This window comes from Nonomuraea bangladeshensis, assembly GCF_039529455.1.
Classification (GTDB): Bacteria; Actinomycetota; Actinomycetes; order Streptosporangiales; family Streptosporangiaceae; genus Nonomuraea; species Nonomuraea bangladeshensis.
The window spans coordinates 252,942-276,330 of record NZ_BAAAMV010000004.1 but is presented as its reverse complement, the minus strand read 5'-3'; the positions used below and the strand labels follow the sequence as shown (position 1 = coordinate 276,330).

The 23,389-nt window shown below is 72.2% G+C and carries 25 protein-coding genes; 16 read left to right on the top strand and 9 right to left on the bottom strand.

The window, feature by feature from the left end:
* The first annotated feature begins 17 nt into the window (after positions 1 to 17).
* Positions 18 to 605: an isochorismatase family protein gene (locus tag ABD292_RS13115; protein ID WP_344207428.1), complete on the top strand. Its 588-nt coding sequence runs from the start codon at positions 18 to 20 to the stop codon at positions 603 to 605.
* Between the two features lie 163 nt (positions 606 to 768).
* Positions 769 to 1,206 (top strand): hypothetical protein, encoded by a 438-nt coding sequence (locus tag ABD292_RS13110; protein WP_344207427.1) that lies wholly within the window; start codon positions 769 to 771, stop codon positions 1,204 to 1,206.
* Positions 1,207 to 1,285: 79 nt separating this feature from the next.
* On the opposite strand, the gene ABD292_RS13105 is transcribed toward ABD292_RS13110, so the two are convergent.
* A complete protein-coding gene (locus tag ABD292_RS13105; RefSeq protein WP_344207426.1) occupies positions 1,286 to 2,284 on the bottom strand; it encodes a hypothetical protein in 999 nt (332 codons plus the stop codon).
* A 129-nt stretch (positions 2,285 to 2,413) separates the two neighbouring features.
* On the opposite strand from ABD292_RS13105, the gene ABD292_RS13100 reads away from it, so the two are divergent.
* On the top strand, positions 2,414 to 2,896 hold the full coding sequence (locus tag ABD292_RS13100; protein WP_344207425.1) for a winged helix-turn-helix transcriptional regulator: 483 nt from the start codon (positions 2,414 to 2,416) through the stop codon (positions 2,894 to 2,896).
* A gap of 14 nt (positions 2,897 to 2,910) precedes the next feature.
* On the opposite strand, the gene ABD292_RS13095 is transcribed toward ABD292_RS13100, so the two are convergent.
* A complete protein-coding gene (locus ABD292_RS13095) occupies positions 2,911 to 5,832 on the bottom strand; it encodes an AfsR/SARP family transcriptional regulator (protein ID WP_344207424.1) in 2,922 nt (973 codons plus the stop codon).
* 111 nt (positions 5,833 to 5,943) lie between these two features.
* Between ABD292_RS13095 and ABD292_RS13090 the strand changes: the two genes are divergently transcribed.
* Positions 5,944 to 6,402 carry a MarR family winged helix-turn-helix transcriptional regulator gene (locus ABD292_RS13090; protein ID WP_344207423.1) on the top strand — a complete coding sequence of 153 codons (459 nt, stop codon included), beginning with the start codon at positions 5,944 to 5,946 and terminating at the stop codon, positions 6,400 to 6,402.
* Complete coding sequence (locus tag ABD292_RS13085) at positions 6,399 to 7,817, top strand: MFS transporter (RefSeq protein WP_344207422.1); 1,419 nt, start codon at positions 6,399 to 6,401, stop codon at positions 7,815 to 7,817. The genes ABD292_RS13090 and ABD292_RS13085 overlap by 4 nt, the downstream gene beginning before the upstream one ends.
* 33 nt (positions 7,818 to 7,850) lie before the next feature.
* Here ABD292_RS13085 and ABD292_RS13080 read toward each other — a convergent pair whose 3' ends face one another.
* Positions 7,851 to 8,612, bottom strand: a complete 762-nt coding sequence (locus tag ABD292_RS13080; RefSeq protein ID WP_344207421.1) for a class I SAM-dependent methyltransferase — start codon at positions 8,610 to 8,612, stop codon at positions 7,851 to 7,853.
* Positions 8,613 to 8,759: 147 nt separating this feature from the next.
* On the opposite strand from ABD292_RS13080, the gene ABD292_RS13075 reads away from it, so the two are divergent.
* Complete coding sequence (locus ABD292_RS13075; protein ID WP_344207420.1) at positions 8,760 to 9,371, top strand: TetR/AcrR family transcriptional regulator; 612 nt, start codon at positions 8,760 to 8,762, stop codon at positions 9,369 to 9,371.
* A gap of 27 nt (positions 9,372 to 9,398) precedes the next feature.
* Positions 9,399 to 10,334 carry an NADP-dependent oxidoreductase gene (locus ABD292_RS13070; RefSeq protein ID WP_344207419.1) on the top strand — a complete coding sequence of 312 codons (936 nt, stop codon included), beginning with the start codon at positions 9,399 to 9,401 and terminating at the stop codon, positions 10,332 to 10,334.
* Positions 10,335 to 10,350: 16 nt separating this feature from the next.
* Here the strand turns inward: ABD292_RS13070 and ABD292_RS13065 are convergent, their stop codons facing one another.
* The 3 genes from ABD292_RS13065 to ABD292_RS13055 are packed head-to-tail and all read right to left on the bottom strand — an operon-like array spanning position 10,351 to position 11,653.
* The gene (locus ABD292_RS13065) at positions 10,351 to 10,818 is read right to left on the bottom strand and encodes a hemerythrin domain-containing protein (protein WP_344207418.1); all 468 of its coding nucleotides are present in this window, start codon (positions 10,816 to 10,818) and stop codon (positions 10,351 to 10,353) included.
* Between the two features lie 8 nt (positions 10,819 to 10,826).
* Positions 10,827 to 11,078 carry an NAD-dependent epimerase/dehydratase family protein gene (locus ABD292_RS13060; protein ID WP_344207416.1) on the bottom strand — a complete coding sequence of 84 codons (252 nt, stop codon included), beginning with the start codon at positions 11,076 to 11,078 and terminating at the stop codon, positions 10,827 to 10,829.
* On the bottom strand, positions 11,075 to 11,653 hold the full coding sequence (locus ABD292_RS13055; RefSeq protein ID WP_344207415.1) for a PadR family transcriptional regulator: 579 nt from the start codon (positions 11,651 to 11,653) through the stop codon (positions 11,075 to 11,077). The genes ABD292_RS13060 and ABD292_RS13055 overlap by 4 nt, the downstream gene beginning before the upstream one ends.
* 149 nt (positions 11,654 to 11,802) lie before the next feature.
* Between ABD292_RS13055 and ABD292_RS13050 the strand changes: the two genes are divergently transcribed.
* From ABD292_RS13050 to ABD292_RS13025, 5 genes are all read left to right on the top strand, one after another.
* On the top strand, positions 11,803 to 12,237 hold the full coding sequence (locus tag ABD292_RS13050; protein ID WP_344207414.1) for a hypothetical protein: 435 nt from the start codon (positions 11,803 to 11,805) through the stop codon (positions 12,235 to 12,237).
* Between the two features lie 51 nt (positions 12,238 to 12,288).
* A complete protein-coding gene (locus tag ABD292_RS13045) occupies positions 12,289 to 13,380 on the top strand; it encodes a PLP-dependent cysteine synthase family protein (protein WP_344207413.1) in 1,092 nt (363 codons plus the stop codon).
* Entirely contained in the window at positions 13,377 to 14,621 is a 1,245-nt protein-coding gene (locus tag ABD292_RS13040; protein WP_344207412.1) for an MFS transporter, read from the top strand. Before ABD292_RS13045 ends, ABD292_RS13040 begins: the two co-directional genes overlap by 4 nt.
* A 221-nt stretch (positions 14,622 to 14,842) precedes the next feature.
* Positions 14,843 to 15,226 (top strand): ArsR/SmtB family transcription factor, encoded by a 384-nt coding sequence (locus ABD292_RS13030; RefSeq protein WP_344207411.1) that lies wholly within the window; start codon positions 14,843 to 14,845, stop codon positions 15,224 to 15,226.
* Positions 15,223 to 15,891 carry a cation efflux transmembrane domain-containing protein gene (locus tag ABD292_RS13025; RefSeq protein WP_344207410.1) on the top strand — a complete coding sequence of 223 codons (669 nt, stop codon included), beginning with the start codon at positions 15,223 to 15,225 and terminating at the stop codon, positions 15,889 to 15,891. Before ABD292_RS13030 ends, ABD292_RS13025 begins: the two co-directional genes overlap by 4 nt.
* A gap of 6 nt (positions 15,892 to 15,897) precedes the next feature.
* On the opposite strand, the gene ABD292_RS13020 is transcribed toward ABD292_RS13025, so the two are convergent.
* The gene (locus tag ABD292_RS13020; RefSeq protein WP_344207409.1) at positions 15,898 to 16,473 is read right to left on the bottom strand and encodes a DoxX family protein; all 576 of its coding nucleotides are present in this window, start codon (positions 16,471 to 16,473) and stop codon (positions 15,898 to 15,900) included.
* A gap of 129 nt (positions 16,474 to 16,602) precedes the next feature.
* On the opposite strand from ABD292_RS13020, the gene ABD292_RS13015 reads away from it, so the two are divergent.
* Positions 16,603 to 17,502, top strand: a complete 900-nt coding sequence (locus tag ABD292_RS13015; RefSeq protein ID WP_344207407.1) for a LysR family transcriptional regulator — start codon at positions 16,603 to 16,605, stop codon at positions 17,500 to 17,502.
* A 2-nt stretch (positions 17,503 to 17,504) separates the two neighbouring features.
* On the top strand, positions 17,505 to 18,404 hold the full coding sequence (locus ABD292_RS13010) for an aminoglycoside phosphotransferase family protein (RefSeq protein WP_344207944.1): 900 nt from the start codon (positions 17,505 to 17,507) through the stop codon (positions 18,402 to 18,404).
* A gap of 282 nt (positions 18,405 to 18,686) precedes the next feature.
* On the opposite strand, the gene ABD292_RS13005 is transcribed toward ABD292_RS13010, so the two are convergent.
* Positions 18,687 to 19,307, bottom strand: coding sequence for a maleylpyruvate isomerase family mycothiol-dependent enzyme (locus ABD292_RS13005; RefSeq protein ID WP_344207406.1), 621 nt, complete (start codon positions 19,305 to 19,307; stop codon positions 18,687 to 18,689).
* A gap of 63 nt (positions 19,308 to 19,370) precedes the next feature.
* Here ABD292_RS13005 and ABD292_RS13000 point away from each other — a divergent pair, with 63 nt between their 5' ends.
* Positions 19,371 to 19,979 (top strand): TetR/AcrR family transcriptional regulator, encoded by a 609-nt coding sequence (locus ABD292_RS13000; RefSeq protein WP_344207405.1) that lies wholly within the window; start codon positions 19,371 to 19,373, stop codon positions 19,977 to 19,979.
* 25 nt (positions 19,980 to 20,004) lie between these two features.
* On the opposite strand, the gene ABD292_RS12995 is transcribed toward ABD292_RS13000, so the two are convergent.
* Complete coding sequence (locus ABD292_RS12995; protein ID WP_344207404.1) at positions 20,005 to 20,679, bottom strand: TetR/AcrR family transcriptional regulator; 675 nt, start codon at positions 20,677 to 20,679, stop codon at positions 20,005 to 20,007.
* A 159-nt stretch (positions 20,680 to 20,838) separates the two neighbouring features.
* Between ABD292_RS12995 and ABD292_RS12990 the strand changes: the two genes are divergently transcribed.
* Complete coding sequence (locus ABD292_RS12990; protein ID WP_344207402.1) at positions 20,839 to 23,349, top strand: MMPL family transporter; 2,511 nt, start codon at positions 20,839 to 20,841, stop codon at positions 23,347 to 23,349.
* Positions 23,350 to 23,389: the final 40 nt, after the last annotated feature.

The following is a 23,389-nucleotide window of genomic DNA, read 5'->3' as shown; positions in this document are numbered from 1 at the left end:
GAGAAAGGGGATTGTCCGTGAGCCGTGCACTGATCATCGTTGATGTGCAGAAGGACTTCTGCGAGGGCGGCAGCGTTCCGGTGAAGGGGGGCGCGGATCGGGCCGCAGCCATCGCCGAGCTGGTCCGGCGCGCCGATGGGCAGTACGCCTTCGTCGTCGCCACCCGTGACCACCACATCGATCCGGGCGCTCACTTCTCCGACAACCCCGATTTCCGGGACTCGTTCCCCGTGCATTGCGTCGTCGGTAGCGAGGGAGGCGAGTTCCATCCGGATTTCGCGCCCGCCGTCGCCTCCGGGCAAGTCGACGAGGTCTTCTTCAAGGGCGCCCACTCCGCCTCCAAGAGCGGTTTCGAGGGCTCGACTCAGGAGGGCGAGACGCTGTCGGCCTGGCTGAAGGCCCGCGACGTCACCGACCTCGATGTGGTGGGCATCGCGACCGACCACTGCGTGAAGGCCACCGCGCTGGACGGAGCGCGCGCCGGCTTCACGGTGCGGGTCCTTCTCGACTACACCGCCGGCGTCGCCGCCGACACCACGCGCACCGCCTTGGACGAGCTGCGCGGGGCCGGTGTCGCGCTGAGCGGCGAACCCGTCGTCGCCTGAGCAGTCCGGCCCGGCCTTTTCAAAGAATTCGAAAGCTTTGTTTCTCCGGTCGTGTGCACGTCACCATCAATTGCGGAACACGGCACCGCCGTACACCTTCAAACCGGAATGGTGGGACACCATGCGAGCGTTCATCCGACGCACATTACGGCCATGGTTGATCGTGGCCATCACCCTCACCGCACTTCTGGCGCAGACGACCTCGGCGTCGGCCTCCGCCAGCGAGCAGCAGCGGCCCGGCAACGGCTACAACGCCATCTACTACGGCGCCGAATGCAACCCCGTCCAGGCCAACGGCAGCATCTCGACCGAGGTCAACTGGCACTATTACGGGAATGGGTTCCGGGTGACCCGCCTGGCCTTCTGGAACGGCACCAACCACATCGCGAACATCCAGCGGGTCTTCCTGATCGACAACAACGGAAATCGTCAGATCGTTTATCCCGAGCCGGCCGCCCCGCACAATTATTCGATACTGTACGTCGACTTCATCACGCCCAGCCCCATCGTGCGGGTGACGGTATTCGAATACCTCGCCACCTTCACCGGGTACTGCGGTGGATCGGCGGGAGCGAACCTGGTGATCAGCGCTTACGCCTGACCCGCTCCGTCCTGACGACGCCTGAGGCCAGGGGGTGCGTACGCGCCTCCTGGCCTCGGCCGTGGCACGGGGGCGGCCGTCAGCGGGACCCGCGGGCTCGCACCCCTTCCGGCGGTCCGGTGAGCAGGTCGAGGAGTTCCGTGCCACGGGGGGTCAGGCGGAGGCGGACCTCGCGGCCGTGGCGTTCCCGGTGCAGCAGCCCCGCGGCGGCGAGCTGCCGGCAGTGGTAGGTGATGGTGCTGACGCCCAGGTGGAGGTGGCGGGCGAGTTCGCTGACGGACGGCAGCGAGGACGACTGGCGCAGGATCGCGGCCCTGATGGGTCCCAGGACCTGGGTCAGCGCGCTGTCGGGGGCGGGAGGTTGCGCCGGGTGGGTGCGGGTGGCGATGCGGCCCAGGCCGGGCAGCGGGTAGCCGATCCAGACGTAGTCGTCGCGTTGGGCGTTGTACATGCCGGCGGTGAACCCCGAGGCGAGCGGCACCAGCATCAGGCGGCGTCCCTCCAGGTCGGACCGGTGGCGGGGGCAGGGCGAATGGGGCAGGCAGAGCGTGCCGTCGGCGTAGCGGAGAGAGGCGCTCAGAGCGTTCAGCACGGCGTCGAGGCCGCGGCTGACGACGGCGGCGCCGATGCGTTCGGTCTCTCGGGCGATGAGGCCGTCGGCCCGGGCCCACAGCGGCTCCATGACGGTCCAGGCGGCTCGTAACACCTGTCCGTAGGCGGCGAGGAAGGCTCCGGGGGCTTCGACGAAGCGCTGCCAGGGCTGGGGCATCGACGTGCGGTAGAGGTCGGACACCTCGTCGGCGAGCGCCCGCGGGTCGAGACCGTCCACTTCGTCGAGGATGGCGCGCATGCTGGTGGTGCGGAGGTGGTCGGTCAGCGCGAGGGCGTCGGGGATCCAGCGTTTCCCCGTGTTGAGCAAGGGGCTGACGAGCGCCGCCGCGTCGGCGGGCAGCGCGGTGCGTACGGCGTGGCGCCATGGCTGGGGTACGCCGCCGCCGGCGTCGCCGAGCACGTCCCGCACGACGGAGAAGAGCGTCGCGCCGGGCGAGCGCGCCACGTCGACGTGCACCTCGTCCAAGGAACCCAGGAAAAGTGGGCTTCCGGCCACTCCGGACGAGCTCAGGCTCTGCTTCCTGGTGACTTGCGTCATGCAAGTAACGGTAATCGTGCCACTTTCATGAAGCAAGCAGGCCGGTAGACTGGCCGCATGCTGGGGAGGACGTACGACTCAGAGGTGTGTTCGATCGCACGCGCGCTGGAGCTGGTCGGCGAACGCTGGAGCCTGCTGATCATTCGTGACGCCCTGTTCGCGGGGGCGACCCGTTACAGCGACTTCAACCGCCGCCTGGGCATCGCGACCAACGTGCTCAAGACGCGACTCGACGGCTTCGTCGAGACAGGGATCATGCGGCGCCACAGATATTCCGACCAGCCCGAACTGTACGAGTACCTGCTGACGGAGAAAGGGCGCGCCCTCGCGCCCGCGCTGGTCGCGCTCACCGAATGGGGCGACCGCTGGTCCACCGAGGGCGAGCCGCCGATCCTCTACACCCACGGGGAGTGCGGCGCCGGAGTCACTCAGCAGACGGTGTGCGCCCACTGCGGCCGGGTGGACGACCCGGCCGAGATCCGGGCCACGATCGGCCCCGGCATGCCCCCCGACCACATCCCCCACGGACGCCGCCGCTAGCGGCAGGCGGCGAGTCATTCGTCGGGCCGCGCCTCCCGCGCCTCAGCGAGGCTTTCGAGCGCGGCGGTCGCGCGGCCGCGTTCGTCCTCGTCGCCCGTCTCGGCGGCGATCTCCAGCGCCAGCCGGTGCCGCTGCGCCGCCTCGCCGTCACGGCCCAGGGCGTGCAGCGTCTCGCCGATGGCGTTGAGGACGCTGGCCTCGCCGTACCGGTGCCTGGTCGAGCGGAAGATGTCCAGCGCCTGCTCCAGGTGGCACAGGGACTCGTCGAACTTGGCCTGGCGGCACAGGGCGGTGCCGAGGTTGCTCAGCGCGGTCGCTTCACCGTCGCGGTGCTCGATCTCGCGGAACAGGTCCAGCGCCTCGCGTAGTCTCGCGACGGCGAGCGTGTCGTCGCCGAGCGCGGTGTGGATCTGGCCGAGGTTGCACAGGGCGATGGCCTGGCCGGAACGTTCGCCGAGCGTGGCGAAGATGTCGTGCGCGGCCAGGAGGTGCTGTGCCGCCTCGGCATATTCGCCGATCGACTCCTCGAGGTTGCCGAGGTTGGTGAGCGCCGCGGCCTGGCCGAAGGGGTCGTCGAGGTCGCGGTAGAGGGCGATGGCCTCGCTGTGCCGGGCAGCCGATGAGGTGAAGTCGCCGAGGCGTTCTTCGATGATGCCGAGGTTGGACAGCGCGCGGGCCTGGCCGTGGCGGTTGCCGGTGCGCCGGCACAGCTCCAGGGCTTGGCTCAGCTCTTCGACGGCGGGGGCGTATCGGCCGAGGAGGCGCAGGATGACTCCGGTGTTGGTGCGTAGGTGCGCCTCGCCCTGCGGGTCCGCCAGCTGCCGGGCGGCGTCGATGGCGCATGCGTAGATGGACAGGGCTTCGGTGCCGTGACCCGCTTCCAGGTAGCGGTGCAGGGCGGCGGCGAGGGTGACGGCCCGTTCCGGGCGTCCCTGCCGGACCGCGAACTGGCAGATCGTGCCGAACGACGCCAGTTCGCTGTCCAGCCAGGACAGTGCGGCGTCCGGTGAGAGGGTGACGCCGCCGGGTTCGAGTGCGAGCCCGGCGTGCCTCCTGCTTCCGCTCCAGCCGGGGTAGAGGGTGTCGCCGGCTTCGACGGCGGTCTCGCAGTAGTGGTCGAGCAGCCTGTCGGTGGCGGCCTGCCGTTCGGCGTCGCCGTCGGTGGCTAGGCTCATCTCGGTGGCGTACGCGCGCAGCAGGTCGTGGAAGCCGTAGCGGCCCAGAGCGTCGCAGCGCAGCAGGTGCGCCGAGGCGAGGCGGTGCAGGAGCCGGGCCGCGCCGATCTCGTCGAGGTCGGCCAGTGCCGCGACGCAGGCCGGGGTGGAGTGGGGCGCCGGGTTCAGGCTCAGCAGCCGGAACAGGCGCTGCGTCTCGGGGTCGAGGAGGCGGTAGGAGCAGCCGAAGACGTGCCGGATGGCCGCTGCGCCGCCCCAGTCGAGCAGGTCCAGGGGTCCGGCGCGGTGCAGGCGGGTGACCACGCCGGCGAGCGGCAGGTGGGCCTGTGCTGCGGCGTACTCGGCGGCCAGGCGCAGCGCGAGCGGCAGGCGGGCGCAGATGGTGGCGAGCGTGTCGACGCTGCCGGGATCGGTGCCCGCCCGTTCGCCGAGCAGCCGGCGCAGCAGGTGGGCGGCGTCGGGGTGGGGCAGCAGGTCCAGTTCGATGCGGTGTGCGCCGTGCAGGGCGGCCAGGGTGGCGAGTCTGTCGCGGCTGGTGATGAGCATGAGGGTGTCGTGCGTGCCAGGCAGCAAGGGCCGTACCTGGTCGGCTGTGGCCGCGTTGTCCAGCAGGACGAGCAGTTTGCGGCCGTCGGTCTCGGTGCGCCAGCGGGCGGTCCGCGACTGGGTGTCGGCCGGGATGTCGTGGTCGGGCACGCCGACGGCGGTGAGCAGGCGGCCGAGTGCCTCGTACGGGGACAGTGCGTGCTGGGCGTCGTCGCCGCGCAGGTCGAGGTGGATGCGCCCGTCGGGGAACCGTTCGCGGTTGTGGTGGGCCCAGTGGACGGCGAGGGCGGTCTTGCCGACGCCCGCGGTGCCGCAGATGATGGCGATGCCCGGTGGGCGGCGGGCGTGGGCGGCGTCGAGCAGGGCGAGCTCGTCGGCGCGTCCGGTGAAGTCCGGCACCGGTGCTGGGAGTTGGCGCGGGATCGTCGGCGGGTCGCGGTTCTCGTGTTCCTCCAGCAGTTGCCGGTGTGCCTGCCGGAGTTCGCCGCTCGGCTCGACGCCGAGTTCGTCGGCGAGGGCGCGGCGGGTGGCCTCGTAGCGTTCGAAGGCGATGGCCCGCTGGCCTGTCGCCTGGTAGGCGTGGATCAGTGTGGCCTGTACGGCTTCGTCGAGCGGGTTCGCGGCGCCCTGCACGGCCAGCGCGCCGATGATCTCGGCGGCGTTGCCCGCGCGCAGCATCAGGTCCCAGTAGGACAGCTGGGCGCGGCGGCGCTCGGTCTTGAGGCCCCACACCTTGGGGTGGTCTTCGAGGGCGGGCAGGTCGCAGAGGGGTTCGTCGTCCTCCCACAGCCGCAGGGCCTCGCGGAAGAGCGTGGCGGCTCGGGCCGGGTCGCCGCGGTTCGCGGCCTGCTGGGCGGCCGCCACCGTACGCCGGAAGCGCAGCAGGTCGAGGGCGTCGTCCGGCAGGCGCAGCAGGTAGCCGTCGCCGACGGTGGAGAGCACGCCGTCCTGGCCGCGTGGGCTGTGGCGGGGGTCGAGCAGGCGGCGCAGGTGTTTGGTGTGGGTGTGCAGCACGTTGACCGCGCTTGAGGGCGGCCGTTCGCCCCACAGTGACTCGATCAGCTCCCGGCGGGTGGTGAGCCGCCCGGCGTTGAGCGCCAGGACCCCCAGCATCAGGCGGCGGGCGGGCGGCCCGGCGTCGACCTCGCGATCATCGTGCCACACCCGGAGGCGGCCGAGCACTTGGACGACCAGCACCGCCACAGTGTTCAGCAAACATCCAGAGCCTGTCCAGAGGCCGGGGTCGCGAACCGTGCCATCACGCCGGCGACGGCGGCCGTGCCGCATTTACATAAACTATGAATATAAAAATGCTATGCTTTTGGCGTGAGTCATCAGGATCCCGCTCCCGGCACGGCCGCCGCCATCGGGGCAGCCCTCTACGGGCTGGCCACCAGGGCCGTGAGACGCCTGCCCCGTGACATGAGCCTGACGTCCGCCGCCACCCTGGCCACCCTGGACCGGACCGGACCGCGGCGCATCACCGATCTGGCCGCGGTCGAGGGCGTCACCCAGCCCGCGATGACCGCCCTGGTCCGGGTGATGGAGGAGTCCGGACTGGTCGAGCGGCGCGGCGACGCGTCCGACAAGCGGGTCACGCTGGTGTGCCTGACCGAGGCCGGCGCCTCCTACGTCCGCAAGCGGCGCCAGGCGGGCGTCCACGCGTTCGAGCGGTTGATCGGCGAGCTCACCGGCGACGAGGTCGAGGCGCTGGTGGCGGCCCTTCCGGCGCTGAAGCACCTGGCAGAGCTCGAAAGCCAGGACCGCGAAGGGCCGAAGCGGTGAACGGGCAGCCGGCCGCGGGGGTCGCGGTGACGCGTACCGAGGGGCGGCTGCTGGTCCCCGCCCTGATGTTCATCGCTCTGGTCGTGGCGGCGGTCGCCAGCCTCGGGACGCCGCTCATCACCAGCGTGGCGACCTCGTTCCACGTCTCGCTCGGCAGCGCGCAGTGGACGCTGACCGTCGCGCTGCTCAGCGGCGCCGTCGCCACGCCGGTTCTGGGCAGGCTCGGAGCCGGCCCGCACCGGCGGGCCGCGATCCTCGTCACGCTGGCGGTCGTCGTCGCCGGCAGCGCGCTCACCGTGCTGCCGCTGCCGTTCGCGTGGCTGCTGGCCGGCCGGGCGGCCCAGGGCGTCGGGCTCGGGCTGACGGCGCTGATGATGGGCGTGGCCCGGGACCACCTCCCCGAGGAGCGCAGCGCGTCCGTGATCGCCCTGATCTCGGTGGTCTCGATCATCGGGGCCGGTGTCGGCTACCCGCTGGCCGCACTGCTCGCCGAGCTCGGCGGAGTGCGGGCCGCCTACGGCTTCGGCCTGGTCGTCACCGCCGCCGCCCTCCTGACCGCGTGGCGCTCCATGCCCGAAGCCCCCGAAGGCCGCTCCGCCCGCGTGGACGTGGCGGGCGCGGTCGTCCTGGCCGCCGCGCTGCTCCTGGTGCTGTTCCTCGCCGGCGAACGGGATCTGTGGAGCCGGCACCTCGCCGTGGCGGCGGGCCTCGCCGTGGTCGCGGTGGTGCTGCTCGGCGTCTGGGCCGTCATCGAGCTGCGCAGCACGACGCCCCTGGTCGATGTGCGGGCGGTGCGGCACCCGGCGGTCGCCGGGGCGAACCTCGCCATGTTCGTCGGCGGGATCGGCATGTACCTCCTGCTCACGCTCATCACCCGGTACGCGCAGACGCCGCACGGCGCCGGCTACGGCTTCGGGCTGACGACCTTCGTCGCCGGGCTGGTCCTCATCCCGTTCTCGGTGCTGGGGTTCGTCGCCGGCAAGCTCACGCCGCGGGTCCGGACGCGGATCGCCGACCCCCTGCTCCTGGCCGGCAGCGCCGTCGTGGTCGGCGGCGGGTTCGCCCTGTTCGCGGCGGCCCGGTCGGACCTGGCCGAACTGTTCGTGGCGATGGGCGTGCTCGGCTTCGGCGTCGGCGGCTTCTCGGCCGCGATGCCCGGCGTCATCCTGGCCGTCACCCCCAAGAGCGAGACGTCGAGCGCCATGAGCTTCAACTACGTCGTCCGCAGCGTCGGATACTCCCTGGGCAGCGCCGTCGGCGGCCTGATCCTCGCCGCGGGCACCGGCCCCGGCCGCCTCTTCCCCGACGACAGCGCCTACACGACCGCGGCGCTGATCGGCATCGGCGCCATGGCGATCACGACGCTGACCAGCCTCGCTCTCGCCCGCCGGCGCTCGTCCGAGACCGACTCTTGAGTCAGATGCCGTCGCGACGTACGTGAGCGCGGCCTACAGGTGGCGAGCCAGGTACAGCTTGGTCTCCACGTTCAGTCTCACCTGCGCGCCGAGTCCGTGCCTGAGCGCGCCGAACAGCCTCTCGCGCACGTCCTCGTCCAGGAGCCGGTAGGCCGACTGGGTGGACAGGTAGGCGATGTAGTCGGCCGCCGACAGCGTGCGCTCCGACCGATAGCTCCGGGTGCCGAGGTCTCCGAACTCGGGTGGCACCCCCATGTCCGCCGCCCACGCCTCCTCGCCGGCCGGGTCGCTGATCGGGCCGGTGTTCAGGGTGAGATGCGGTGCGAACTCCTGGTGCGCGGCCCGCAGCACGGCCGTCACCTCGGGGTCCCTGGGCCAGTCGGCGTTCCAGAACAGGGCGATCCCTCCTCCTGGGGCCAGCGCCGCGGCGGCCCGCTGCCAGCGCACCTCCTTGTCGATCCAGTGCCAGGCCTGGGCGCACAACAGCAGCCCGAAGCGCCGGTCCGGCACGTACTCCTCGAACGTGGAGACGGTGACCGTCACGTTCGGCCGGTCCGCGACGCGCCGGGCCAGCAGCGCCGCCATCGCCGGATCGGGCTCCGTGGCCACCAGGTCGATGCCGTGCGCGGCGAACAGCTCCGTCGCCTTCCCCGTGCCCGCGCCCACCTCCAGCGCCGGCGGCCCGGCATAGGCCAGGACGTCGGCGACCAGCTGGGCCGGATAGCTCGGCCGGATCCTGTCGTACTCGTCGGCGATCTCGCCGAACACCCGTCCCCGAACCCGGTTCGTCGTCATGGGCCCGATCCTAGGAAACCTTGATCCGGCCGCACACCCCTCCCGCCGTCCCGGTTACTGGTTACAAGATTTGAAATTTGTCACCGATCCGCTTAGCGTTCGTCGTATGGAACGGAGAAGACTCGGTGACGACGGGGTGTGCCGCTGATGCCTGCCCGAAGCCCGCTGGACGCGGACACCATCCTGACGGCCACCGAGGAGATCCTGCGCCGCCACGGACCGGACAAGGCGACCGTCGTCGACGTCGCCCGGGCGCTCGGGGTGACCCATGCCGCCGTCTACAAGCACTTCGCCTCCAAGCAGGCGCTGCGCGAGGCGGTGACCCGGCGCTGGCTCGACCGCAACCGGGACACCCTCGCCGTCCTCGCGGCCGACCGTACGGTCCCGCCGGCGCGACGACTGCGTGCCTGGCTGCACGCCGTCCTGGCCGTGAAGCAGGCCAAGATCCGTGAGGACCCGGAGCTGTTCGCCGCCTACGGAATCCTCGCGGCCGCGCACAGCACCGTCGCCACCGACCACGTAGCCGACCTGCTGGGCCAGCTGGCGGCCATCATCGCCGACGGCGCCGCCGACGGCAGCTTCCGCACCGGCGACGCGGCGGCCACCGCCCGCGTGGTCTTCCACGCCACCGCCAAGTTCAACCACCTCGCCCATGCCGCCGAATGGCAGAACCCCGGCATCGGCGGCGAGCTCGACGAGGTGTGCAGCTTGCTGCTCGAAGGACTTCAGTCCCCCGCGTCCGCGACGAACAAGGAGTGACGAACGACCGTGGTTCAAGCAATCGGAGTGACCCGACCAGGCGGACCGGACGCTCTCGGCGAGCTCGACCTCGCGGCCGAACCGATCGGACCCGGCCAGGTGAGGATCCGGGTCACCAGCGCCACGGTGAACCCGGTCGACGCGATGATCCGTGCACGTCCGCGACAGGACGAGGCGGACGAGGCGGACGAGGCGGACGCGGTGCGGGTGCCGGGCATGGAGGTCGCCGGCGTGATCACCGAGATCGGCCCCGCCGTCGACCGCCCGTTCACGATCGGGGACGCCGTCATGGCCATCGTGGTGCCCTCGGGCGAGCACGGCGGCTACCGGGCGGACCTGGTCGTGCCGGCCCGGTCGGTCGCGAGGATCCCGGCCGGGCTCTCGCACGCCCAGGCCGCCACCGTCCCGATGAACGGGCTCACCGCGCAGCTCGCGCTCGACACGCTGGCGCTCCCGGCCGGCGCGACGGTCGCCGTGACCGGCGCCGCCGGCAGTGTCGGCGGGTATTTCGTCCAGCTCGCCAAGCTGGCCGGGCTGGTCGTCGTCGCCGACGCCGCCCGGCAGGACGAGACCTTCGTACGCGACTGCGGGGCCGACGAGGTCGTGCCGCGAGGAGACGATTTCGCCGCGGAGGTCCGGCGCCGTCACCACGGCGGCGTGGACGGGCTGCTCGACGCCGCCGCGCTGGAGGCCGCCGCGCTCCCGGCCGTCAAGGACGGCGGCACCGTCGTCACCGTACGCGGCTACCAGGGCGACGGGACCGACCGGGTCCGCGTCGTCCCGATCTTCGTACGCGACTACGTGGAGGCCGCGGCCGAGCTCGACCGGCTCGCCGCACTCGCCGGCGACGGACGGCTCACCGTCCGCGTGGCCGGCCGGCTGCCCGCCGCCCGAGCCGCCGACGCGCACCGCTCGCTCGAACGGCGCGGCGTCCGCGGGCGGTTCGTCCTGCGGTTCGACTGACCGGGCCGGAGATCCGTCAGACGTCGCCGAACATCCGGCTCCTGGCGCTCTCCGGGGCGTCAAGAGCATGAAGTGCCCTGTTCAGTGAGCCTTCCTCGAAGCCGAAGTGGGCCTTCATCGCGGCCTTGATGTCGTTGATCTGCCGGAAGAGCTGCTGCGGCGATGACCGCGGGTCGTCGAGGCTCAGCTGGAAGTCGGCGAGCAGGCGCGCGAGGACTTCGTGCTCACGGCCCAGGCGGGCGATGGTGGGCTCCAGCTCGGGCAGCTGCCGCAGCAAGGCCGGGAAGAAGTCGCTGTCCTCGCTGCGGTGATGGCTGCCCAGGGCGGAGCAGAAGGTGTAGCAGAAGTCGCGGAGCTCGGGCTTGAGGCTCTGGGCGCGTTCGCCGGAGCGGATGGCCATGCGGGCGTCCTCCAGCGCCTTCTCCAGGCGGTGGTGGACGTCCTGCAGCTCCCGGTGCCAGGCGATGATGCGGTTGCGCGGCATGACGGTGCTCAGCGGAAGTCGCCGGCGTGCTCGGCGGCCCACAGCGCGAAACCCCGGGCGGGGAGCCCGGCGAGCGAGTGCCGGCGGTCCGCGTGCCCGCCCCTGAGCGCGACCGCGGCGACGGCGGCGAGGTCGGTCCCGTACGGCAGGCCGGCAGTCTCGGGACGGCGGCTGAGGGCGCGCACCTCGGCGCCGTCCCCGCGCAGCGTGGTGATGAGGTGCCGCCCCACCAGGCCGGTCGCTCCGGTCACCAGGATCATCCGTGCCGTCCTTCCGCTGTCGGCGCCTGGCCGCGGTCGCCCGCGGCGAGCAGTTTCGGCAGCTGCTCCAGCAGGCTCTCGTGCCAGGCGATCTCGGCCCGCAGGCGTGCCGTGGTGTGATCGAAGGTCATCGGCTCCAGCCCGCGCAGGTACGGCTCGGCCTGCTCGCGCTGGTGCCGCCAGGCCGTCAGCCGGGCGATCAGCGCGTCGCGCCGGTCGCCGATCAGGGCCCCCAGGTCCGCTTCGCCGAGGTCGTCGGCGTAGTGCAGCGCGAGGTCCACCGGGTCGGGCCGCAGCCGGACCTCGCGCAGCGTCCGGTCGCGCAGCGCGATGAACTCCTCGCGTCCGGCCGCGGTGAGCGCGTACACCGTCCGCGCCGGGCCCCCCGCCTGCTCGGTGCGGACCACCTCGATCGCGCCCTCGGCGACCAGCCGGTGCAGGGCGCCGTACAGGGAGCCCACCTTGATGTCGGTCCACAGCTCGGTGCGGTCCAGTTGCGCCTGCCGGCGGATCTGATGGCCGTGCATCGGGCCGCGCAGCAGGGCGCCGAGCACGAACATGCGTACGTCACTCACCCGGCTACTCAAACACGAGTAGGTTAGGCTAGTCAAACGCGAGTAGTTCAGGCGGGAGATGCAGATCAGCCGACGGCAGGGGCGAGCTTTACCTGATCATTTGCCATCACCCGGCGCACGCCGTCGCCCGGTGGGCATCATCACCCGTGATGCTCGCGACCCGAACGACCCGTTCCCGCCGCCCGGCCGATTCCGGCAGGGGTGGGCTGCTGGCGCGCGTGGTGTTCGTCATCGCCATGATGATCGGCGCGGTGTTCGCACACGGTGGCGCCTGCGCCGCCCTGGAGATGGCGGAATCGGCCGATCACAGCGCCGATGTGCGCGCGGCAGAGCCGCCGGACACCGCGCGCCATGCCGTGCACAACGCCGTCTGCCTGCATAGGGGCCTGCCTCCGCGCCACCAGCACGGCACCGAGCAGGACTGTTCGGCGACCGGCCCGGCCGCCGTGCCGGCTCCCTCGACCCTGCAGGCGAGCGCCGTCCTGCCCGCCGCCCGGACCTGCGGCGGGCCGTCGCCCGTCGAGGCAGGCAGCCGCCTTTCGCCCGGACAGCATCCGGAGAGTCTCTGTGTGATGCGCGTATAGGACGACGACCGTCATCCGTCGTCCAATCCCATCACCAGAGGAAACACTTTCATGTCACCGCACGCTGTTTTCGCGCGCCCGCACGAGGGGGCCTCGCCGGGATATCCGGCGCTCTCTCTGACGGTCGGCAACACGCCGCTGGTCCAGCTGCCCGCGTCTCCCGTGTCCGGGATCGGCGGTTTCTGGGCGAAGCTCGAAGGCTTCAATCCCGGCGGCATCAAGGACCGCCCCGCCCTGCACATGGTGCGCCAGGCCCGCGCCCGGGGCGAGCTCCGGCCCGGAGCCACCATCGTCGAGTCGACCAGCGGAACCCTGGGGCTCGGCCTGGCCCTGGCCGGGATCGTCTTCGGCCATCCGGTCGTCCTGGTGAGCGATCCCGGCATGGAGCCGCTGATGTGCCGGCTTCTCGCCGGATACGGCGTCCACGTGGAGACCGTGACCGAGCCGCATCCGACCGGCGGCTGGCAGCAGGCCCGCCGGGAACGCGTCCAGCACCTGCTGGCCGACATCCCCGGCGCCTACTGCCCCGACCAGTACCACAACCCCGACAACGTCGAGGCCTACGCCGGGCTCGCGCACGAACTCCTGAGCCGGCTCCCCCACATCGACACGCTGGTGTGCTCGGTCGGCACCGGCGGGCACAGCGCCGGCATCCACGCCGTGCTGCGCCGGCACTTCCCCGGCCTGCGGCTGGTCGGCGTCGACACGGTGGGCTCGACCATCTTCGGCCAGCCCGCCCGCGCCCGGCTGATGCGCGGGCTCGGCTCCAGCATCCACCCGCGCAACGTCGCCTACGACGCCTTCAGCGAGGTGCACTGGGTCAGCCCAGCCGAGGCGGTCTGGGCCTGCCGCACCCTGGCCGAGCGGCACTACGTCTCGGGCGGCTGGAGCACCGGGGCGGTCGCGCTGGTGGCGGGCTGGCTGGCCCGCGCCGCTCCCGGCCGGACCACCGTCGCGATCTTCCCCGACGGGCCGTGGCGGTACCACAGCACGATCTTCGACGACGACTACTGCCACGCCCACGGCCTGCTCGGCACCGTACCGGCGCAGGAGCCGGACGTGCTGGCGGCGCCCCACGAACGGGAGGTGCACCGCTGGACCCGCTGCGCCACCGTGACCGATCCTCTGGCGGGGGCCCGATGAGGGCCACGCTGCGCGAGTTCCGCTCCTTCGACCGGCCTGTCCAGCTGCTGCAGCTCAACCAGGCGGGCATCAACCTCGGCTTCTACATGCTGATGCCGTACCTGGCCCAGCACCTGGCGGGCGCCGGGCTGGCCGCCTGGACGATCGGGCTCGTCCTGGGCCTGCGCAACGCCAGTCAGCAGGGCATGTTCCTGATCGGCGGCAGCCTGGCCGACCGGCTCGGCTGCAAGCCGATGATCATGGCAGGGTGCGCGTTGCGGACGATCGGCTTCGCCCTGTTCGGCCTGTCCACCACGGTGCCGCCGCTCATCGCGGCGGCGGTGGTGACCGGACTGGCCGGGGCGCTGTTCAACCCGGCCGCCCGCGCCTGCCTGGCGGCCGAGGCCGGGGAGCGCAAGGCGGCGGCGTTCGCCGTGTTCAACGTGTTCTACCAGGGCGGCATCCTGGCCGGCCCGCTCGCCGGGCTCGCGCTGCTGCGCGGCGGCTTCACCGTGGTGTGCCTGGCGGCCGCGGCCATCTTCGCGGTGCTGACCGTGCTGCAGGGCCTGTGCCTGCCGGCCCGGCGCGTCGCGGCCGGACCGCGGCCACCGGTGCTGAGCGAGTGGCGCCAGGCGTTCACCGACCGCGCCTTCGTCGCCTTCTCGGCGGCGATGATCGCCTCCTACGCGCTGTCGTTCCAGATGTATCTGGCGCTGCCGCTGCAGGTGCAGCGCCAGGGCGGCGGCCCGACGGCGGTGGCGGCGCTGTACGCGCTGTCGGCGCTGCTGGGCATCACCGCCCAGGTACGGCTGACCGCATGGTGCACGGCCCGGTGGAGCCGCGGCCAGGCGATCAGCCGCGGCCTGGCCCTGATGGGCGTGGCCTTCGTGCCGCTCGCGGCCACGGCGCACCTGCCGCTGCCGGCGGGCTGGGCGCCGGCCCCGGTGGTGGTGTGCGCGCTGCTGCTCACCCTCGGCAGCCTGGTGGCGTTCCCGTTCGAGATGGCCACCATCGCCGACATGGCCGGACAGGGGCTGGTCGGCACCTACTACGGGCTGTACAACCTGGCGTGCGGCGCCGGCATCCTCGCCGGGAATCTGCTGGCCGGCGCCCTGGTGGACGTCGGCCGCGCCGCCGGCCTGGCCGCCTTGCCGTGGCTGCTGCTGACCGCGGCCGGGCTCGCCTCCGCCGCGGCCGTCAGCCGCCTGGACCGGGGCGAGCATCTGCGCGGCCAGGCAGCGCCTACGCCGAGGCGGTCGTGATCAGCCCCGCAGGTCTCGCACCATCTGCGCGCCCTGCGCAGAGCCGGACTGGCCGACTCGCGGCGGGCGGGCAAGCTGGTCATGTACCGGCTCACCGACGTCGGCGCGGTCCTGCTGGGCTCGCTGGCCGGCCGGCAGGCCACCGACGCCGGGTCGGCGACCGGCCGATAGGAGCCCCTGCGCTTGCCGCATCCATGCCTGAATCGCGCTATCATCGCCACATGGCGATCAATGGTGATTCCGGCTCCTGTGTCAGCGCCGACGTCGCCGCCGGCGTCCCCCCGGCGGCCGCGCTGTTCCACTCCCTGGCCGACGAGAACCGGCTGCGCATCGTGCAGCGCCTGGCCCGCGGCGAGGCCCGCGTGGTGGACCTCGTCGCCGAGCTCGGCCTGGCCCAGTCCACCGTCTCCAAGCACCTGGCCTGCCTGCGCGACTGCGATCTCGTCGACTACCGCGCCGAAGGCCGCCAGTCCTTCTACTCCCTGACCCGGCCCGAGCTGATGGACCTGCTCGCCTCCGCCGAGCAGCTGCTGGCCGCCACCGGCCACGCGGTCACGCTCCGTCCCGCTCCCAGCGGGGTCCGTACGGACGGCGCAGGGGCATGAGCGCGATCGACCTGCCGGGCCTCGGCCCCTCCCCGGCCCGGCGCACGACGTTGCGGCGCCGCATCCGGCTGCTGGTCGCGGCGACCATCACCTACAACGTGATCGAAGCGGCCGTCGCCATCACCGCCGGCACCGTCGCCTCCTCGGCCGCCCTCATCGGGTTCGGCCTCGACTCCGTCGTCGAGGTCGCCTCGGCCGCCGCGGTGGCCTGGCAGTTCTCGGCCGCCGACCACGAACGCCGGGAGAAGGCCGCGCTGCGCGTCATCGCGCTCTCGTTCTTCGCGCTGGCCGCCTACGTGACCTTCGACGCCGTACGCGCGCTGCTCGGCGCCGGCGAGGCCGAACACTCCACCCCCGGCCTGATCCTCGCCACCCTCAGCCTGATGATCATGCCGTTCCTGTCGCGGGCGCAACGCCGCGCCGGCCGCGAGCTCGGCTCCGCCAGCGCGGTCGCCGACTCCAAGCAGACCCTGCTGTGCACCTACCTGTCCGGCGTGCTGCTGGCCGGGCTGGCGCTCAACAGCGCCTTCGGCTGGTCCTGGGCCGACCCGATCGCCGCCCTGGTCATCGCCGCCGTGGCGGTCAAGGAAGGCCGCGAAGCCTGGCGCGGCGACGCCTGCTGCCCGCCCGCGCCGGCCGTGCCGCCGGAGACCGACAGATCGTGACCCGGGTCAGAACTGCACGTTGGTCATCGTGTACCACGTCGGGACGAAGGTCAGCAGGACCACGGCGACGAGGACCGCGAAGGGCCACAGCACGCGCGCGGTAGTGAGGGGCGCGGGTGCGACGGGCCTCAGCTTCCACCGTCCGGCCGCGATGAGCGCCGAGGCACCTCCCAGCAGGAGGTTCGCGGGGACCAACGCGTACTCGCCGCGCACGATGTGGAAACCGGCCGCGAGGATCATCGTCAGGGTCAGGCCGGCGCCGGCGAGCGGCGTCAGCACCGGCTTGACCCTCGCCATCGCCGGCAGGATCAGGCCGACGCCGCCCAGCACCTCGCAGATCCCGATGAAGACGATCAGGGACTGCGGCACCGCGGCGTACCAGGCGACGGCCCGGGGCGCGTCCGCGTACAGGGCCGCGTCGTACAGCAGCACCTTGCCGAAACCGCTGCCGGCGAAGAAGAAGCCGAACACCGCTTGCAGCGCCCAGAGCACGCCGTTGAGCGTGAACCTCGTCGGACGCCTCCTGGGCTGCTGCTCGACGTCCTTGACGTCGAGTGCGCTGTTACTGACGTGCAGGTTCATGTTCTCTCGCTACCTTCGGGTGACGATGATCTTCCGGACGCCCTCCAGCCTGGCCGCAGGCCGGCACCGGCGACAACGCCAGGTTCGATAAGGTGCCTTAACCTCTCACTTAACGACGGAAGCGCGCCTGTGGAGCTCCGGGACATCGAGATCTTCCTGACCCTGGCCGAGGAGCTGCACTTCGGCCGGACCGCCGAACGGTTGCACGTGACGCCCGCCCGCGTCAGCCAGGCGATCAAGAAGCAGGAGCGCCGCATCGGCGCCGCCCTGTTCGAACGCAACAACCGGGCCGTGACGCTGACACCGATCGGCAAGCAGCTGTTCGAGGACCTCGCGCCGATGTACCGCGGCCTGCACGAAGGCATGGCGCGGGCCGCCCGCGCCGCCGGCGGGAAGACCGAGGTGCTGCGCCTGGGCATGCTCTCCAGCAACGTCCAGGATTTCCGGCCCCTGCTCGACGCGTTCCACGCCCGGCATCCCGCGTGCGAGGCACAGATCCGCTACGTCGGATTCGGTGACCCGTTCGGGCCGCTGCGCGACGGGGAGGTGGACGTCCAGATCGCCTGGCTGCCGGTCAGGGAGGCCGACCTCACCGTGGGGCCGGTCGTCCGCGTCGAGCCCGTCGTCCTCGCCGTCGGAGCCGGGCACCGGCTGGCCCAGCGGGAGACGGTGTCGTATGAGGACCTGGCCGACGAAGCCGTCATCGTCGGCGCCAGACCCGACTACTGGCGCGAGGCCCTCGTCCCCAGCCACACCCCAGGCGGGCGGCCGATCCGCATGGGGCCGGCCGTCACCGCCGAGAGCGAGATGCTGCCCATCCTGTCCAACGGCGAAGCCGTCGCGCTCGTGCACTCCCACGCCATCCGCTACCACTCCCGGCCCGACATCGCCTACGTGCCCGTCCACGACGCGCCTCCGGCGCGATGGGCGCTGCTGTGGCGCACCGCCGCGGAAACCGACCTCATCCGCTCCTTCGTGAACACCGCCCGCCAGATCGAGGCGGCACTGCCGGAAGGGAGCACGACGTGATCATGCATGACGATCAGGTGGACGTGCCGGCCGAGGTGGTCGCCGCCCTGGTCGCCGAGCAGTTCCCGCAGTGGACGGGCATGGAGATCCGCCGGGTGCGCTCGACGGGCACGGTCAACACGATCTTCCGGATCGGGGACGACCTCGCGGCGCGCTTCCCCTTGCGCCTGGCCGACGCCGGCGCCGTCCGGTCGGCTCTGGAGCGGGAAGCCCGCGCGAGCGCGGAGCTGGCGCGGGTCTCGCCGTTCCCCACCCCCGAACCGGTGGCCTTGGGCGAGCCCGGCGACGGCTACCCCATGCCGTGGTCGGTCCAGACATGGGTACGGGGAACGCCCGCCACCGACACCGACCCGAGCGGGTCGGAGGGGTTCGCCGAGGACCTCGCGGCCTTCGTCGCCGCCCTGCGCGAAGCCGAGACCGGAGGCCGGCGCTTCAACGGCTCAGGGCGCGGCGGCGAGCTCACCCGCCACGACCCGTGGATGGAGGAGTGCTTCAAGGAGAGCGAAGGGCTGCTGGACGTGCCGCGGCTGCGCCGCCTGTGGAGCCGGCTGCGGGAGCTGCCGCGCGACGGCGACGACGTGATGAGCCACGGCGACCTGATCTCCGGGAACGTGCTGGTCGCGGCGGGCCGCCTCAGCGGCGTCCTCGACGGCGGCGGCTTCGGCCCGGCCGATCCCGCGCTGGACCTGGTCGCCGCCTGGCACCTGCTGCGCACACGTCCGCGCGAGGTGCTGCGGCGGAGCCTGGGCTGCGACGACCTGGAGTGGGAACGCGGCATGGCCTGGGCCTTCGTCCAGGCCATGGGGCTGGTCTGGTACTACGCCGAGAGCAATCCGCCGATGAGCGCGATGGGGCGCACGACACTCGACCGCATCGTGGCATCGGCCCGGCGGGACAGGTGACCCGGCCGGGACGGGACACCGCTCCCATGGTCCTCGACCGGGGACGCGTCGCGCAGCGCGGCACCCACGAGGAGCTGATCGCCGGGGGCGGCGGGGGCAGGCTCGGGTGAGGGCGCGCGTCAACCCGGCCGGCTGGTGGGGTGCGCCGGCCGGCGTCGACCTCAGCACCCTGACCATCCGGCTGGTCGGCCAGCCCGTCTGAGGCGGCTCTCACACCCGAACGGCGAGGACACGACCTACCGCCGACCAGCCCATGACGCCCACGCCGGCATGGGCTTCCGATCACGACCGTGAGACATGAGCGTCTCGGGCCGCGCCGCCGAGGTGTCCCGGCGGGAGCTTGCGGCCGTAGGCGACCAGGAGGAGGTCCTGGGCGGCGCCGGTCAGGAGCGCGCCGGCGCCGAAGGACCAGTCGAGGTCGTCGGCGCGCAGTTCGACGCCGTCGAGATCGGCTCCGAAGAACTTGAGGGTGCGGGGAGTGACCTGCTCCAGGAGGAGGCGCACGCGGTCTTCCGGTACGCGGCGGCCGAGGCCGAGGGCGACGCTGATGTCCAGGCCGTGGACCACGTCGTGGCCCAGGGCGGCCGCGATGCCGCCCACCGGAGGCTTCCATGGATGGTGCGCGTTGTCGCGGATGGCGCCGACCAGCTCGGCCGTGGACAGGGTGGCGGCGTCCTGGCGGGCCCGCCGATCCGCCATCCGGTTGATGTCGCCTCGGGCCTTGACGAGTTCGAGCACCTGCCGGGGCAGCGAAACGCGGAATCCCATCGACATGTGGGCCGCGACCTCGCGTACGCGCCAGCCGGCGCACAAGGTCGGCGCGTCCCACTGGGCGGGTGTCAGGCTCTCCAGCATCGCCGCCAGTTCCCGGCGTTCGCTCGCGATCGCGGTGGCTGTGTCCATGGGTGCGGCTCCTGTCCTCGGCAACATCAATAATGAGATTACGGTAATAATAGAATTATGCGAATGACGAGGGCCGAGGCCAAGGAGCACAACCGGCGGGCCCTGCTGGCCGCCGCGCGCCTGATCGTCGCCCGCGACGGCCACCGGGCCAAGCTGGAGGAGATCGCCGAGCAGGCCGGGCTGACCACGGGCGCCGTCTACTCGCTGTTCGGCAGCAAGAACGGGCTGCTGATCGCCCTGGTCACCGACTACCTCACCCCGCACTACGACGGCATCGAGCAGACCGTCCCCGACGGCCTGGACCTCGTCGAGGCGGTGGAGGTCTTCGCCCGCCACTACCGCCGCCTGTGCGACGACCCCGACGCGCTGCGCCACCTGTCGTTCGAGATCAGCCTGCAGGACCTGGCCCTGCGCGACCCCGAGCTGGCGCCCAGGCTCGCCGCCTCCGTCCGGGAGCACGAGGAACGCCTGACCGCGCTGCTGTCCGGCAGGGTCCACGACGGCAGTGCCGTGACGTCGCGGCAGGCGCGCCGCCTGGCCACGGCGCTGCGCGCGCTCATGGTCGGCCTCAGCCAGGGTGTCACTCTCGGCCTCGCCGACGCCGCCCCCGGGGACTATTTCGCGGCCACCGCCCGCGCCCTGATCACCCCGGACGTGCTCGGACCGCCCTGAGGGACGCGCTTCAGAGGGACGCGCTTCAGAGGGGCGCGCCCGCCCAGCGCCGGCAGATCGTCAGCATCTGCTGCTCGGTGGGCTTCTCCACCAGCGGCCTGCTGTCCGGGGCGGCGCGCAGCCCGTCGAGCATGACCTGCAGATAGCGGCGGTAGAGCCCCGGGCGGACCTGGACGGAGTGCTGCGCCAGGTCGGTCACCAGCCACAGGATCATCACCACGTCGTCACCGGTGACGCCGTCACGCAGGTCGCCCTCGGCCCGCGCCCGGTCGAGCAGGTGCCGCATCACCTCCGCGACGCGTTCGACGGTTGACCTGCCGAGCCGCCATCCGCCGCCGCCGAGCGCGACGTCCCGCAGCCCGAGGTTGTCCACCAGGAGCTCGGTGATGCTGCCCAGGAGGAGCTCAAGGCCGTCCCAGGCCCGCTCGGCCTCGCCCGCGCGCTGCGCGACCTCCGCCAGCTCGCCCAGCGGCTCCTCCAGCGCCGCGCGAATGAGCTCTTCCTTGTCGGCGAAGCGCCGGTACACGGTGCCGACGCCGACGCCGGCGTGGTGGGCGACCTCGTTGAAGCCGACGGCGAGGCCGCGCTCAGCGAACAGCTCGCGAGCGGCGCGCACGATGCGGTCCCGGTTGCGCTCCGCGTCCCGGCGCAGGCTGCCACGCCGCATGGGCTCGTCGGCGGCGGCGGGTCGCGGTTTCACGTGTCGAAGCGTACCCCTGGGCGGATCGATGGGATCAACGTCACAGCCCGCACCTCCGATGAAACGGATGAGAGCTATCCGCTTCTCACTAGACTTGCCGAATCGGATAGGTCATATCCGGTTTCGGACCCCACGTGAGAAGCGGAAAGTGAGTGCTCGATGGCCGAACTGCTCTACCGGCTGGGCCGGTTCACCGCCCGGCGGGCCTGGTGGGTGATCTCCGCCTGGGTCGTCGTGCTCGCCCTGGCCGTCGGAGCCTTCCTGGCCTTCGGCGGGACGATGAGCTCGACGATGACCATCCCCGGCACGCCCACGGCGCAGGTGACCGACCGGCTCAAGACCGAGCTGCCGGTGGCCAGCGGCGGCACCGGGCAGGTCGTCATCCACTCCGGCAACGGTGAGGAGCTCACGGCCGCCCAGCGCGAGGGCGTCAGCGCCGCGCTGCGCAAGGTCGCCGGCCTCGACGGCGTGGACCAGGTGGCCGACCCGTTCACCTCCACCGACACGCGCGCCCAGCAGGCGAAGAAGATCACGGACGGTCTCGCGCAGGTCGAGGACGGCCGCGGCCGGCTCGACCAGGGCCGGAAGCAGCTCGACCAGGCCCGCTCACAGACCGAGGCGGGCATCGAGCAGGCCGAGACCGCCCTCCGGCAGGCCGGCACGAACCCGCAGCTCAAAGCGACCCTCACCCGGCTCAAGGCGACCCTCGCCCAGCTCGACAAGCAGCAGGCCGAGCTCGACAAGCAGCGCGCGACCCTGGAGAAGTCCGAGCGGCAGCTGCTCACCGGACGCGACCTGCTGACCATCGCGCAGGACATCCGCATGGTCTCCTCCGACGGCTCCACCGCGACCGCGACCGTCGTCTTCGACCTGCCGCAGCAGGAGATCACCCCGGAGACCAAGGAAGCCGTCACCGAGACCCTCGACGCCGCGCTCCCCGACGGCGTCACCGCCGACTACTCCGCCGAGATCGCGCAGGGCGAGATCCAGCTGGGCGGCGTCGGCGAGGCGGTCGGCCTCGTCGTCGCGGCCGTCGTGCTCATCATCATGACCGGCACCCTCGTGGCCGCCGGGCTGCCGATCCTCAACGCGCTCTTCGGCGTGGGCGTGGCCGTCGCGGGCGCCATGGCCCTGTCGGGCAGCATCGAGATGACGTCGGTGACGCCCATCCTGGGCGCCATGCTCGGCCTGGCCGTCGGCATCGACTACGCGCTGTTCATCCTCCACCGGCACCGCCGCCAGCTGAAGGCGGGCATGACCGTGGAGGAGTCCATCGGGCTGGCCAACGGCACCAGCGGCAACGCCGTGGTCTTCGCGGGCAGCACCGTGCTCATCGCGCTGCTGGCGCTCAACGTCACGGGCATCCCGTTCCTCGCGCTGATGGGAACCGTCGGCGCGGTCGCCATCGCCGTCGCGGTGCTGCTCACCGTGACCATGACCCCGGCGCTGCTCGGCCTGCTCGGGCACCGGCTGCTCCCCCGGCGCGACAGGAAGGCCGCCGCGCAGGCCGCGCCCGTGCCGGCGTCCGCGCCCGCGCGGCCGATGACCATCGGCAGCGCCGTCCTGCGCATCGTGATCGGCGTGGGTGCGCTGGCCCTCATCGCGGTGCCCGCCGCCTCGATGCGCCTCGGCCTGCCCACGGGCGCCTCCGAGGCCGCCGACTCCACGCAGTACCGCGCCTACACGGCCATCACCGAGAAGTTCGGCGCCGGCGCGAACGGGCCGCTGGTCGTCGTCGCCGACCTCGGCGACGGCGTGACCGGGGACGACCTCACGGCGGCCCAGGCCGGCCTCGGCAAGCAGCTCATGGACGTCGACGGCGTGAGCGCGGTCGCCCCCATCGGCGCGAACGACAAGGGCACCGTCCTGGTCTTCCAGGTCGTGCCGACGGGTGGGCCGACGTCGGAGTCCACCGAGGACCTCGTCCACGACCTGCGCGGCCGTACCCTTGAGCTCGGCTCCGACAAGGTGTCCCTGTCCGTCGCGGGCAGCGCCAGCGCCAACCTCGACATCTCCGAGAAGCTCGCCGACGCCCTGCCGACCTACCTCGCCCTCGTCGTCGGCCTGTCGCTGCTGATCCTGATCGTCGTGTTCCGCTCGATCCTCGTGCCCCTCATCGCCACCGGCGGCTTCGTGCTGTCGCTGTTCGCGGCGCTCGGCGGCGTCACGGCCGTCTACCAGTGGGGCTGGCTCGGCGGCCTCTTCGGCGTCACCGACCCCGCGCCGATCCTCAACTTCCTGCCGACCCTGCTGGTGGGCATCCTGTTCGGGCTCGCCATGGACTACCAGCTCTTCCTCACCTCGGGGATGCGCGAGGCGTACGCGCACGGCGCTCCCGCCCGGCAGGCGGTCACCGAGGGCGTACGGGCGGGCAGGGCCGTCGTCACCGCCGCCGCGATCATCATGATCTCGGTCTTCGGCGGGTTCATGTTCTCCCACATGACGATGATCCGGCCGGTCGGCTTCGCGCTGGCCTTCGGCGTGCTCGTCGACGCGTTCGTGGTGCGCATGCTGATCATTCCGGCGGTCATGCATCTGGCGGGCGACAAGGCGTGGTGGCTGCCGCGCTGGCTCGACCGGATCCTGCCCGACGTGGACGTCGAGGGCGCCAAGCTGGAACGCCACCACCAGGCCCCGCCGGCACGGGTCCCGGAGACCGCCGCACGCTGACGGCGCCTCGCCTGACGGGCCGGGCCGCGTCCCCGGCCCG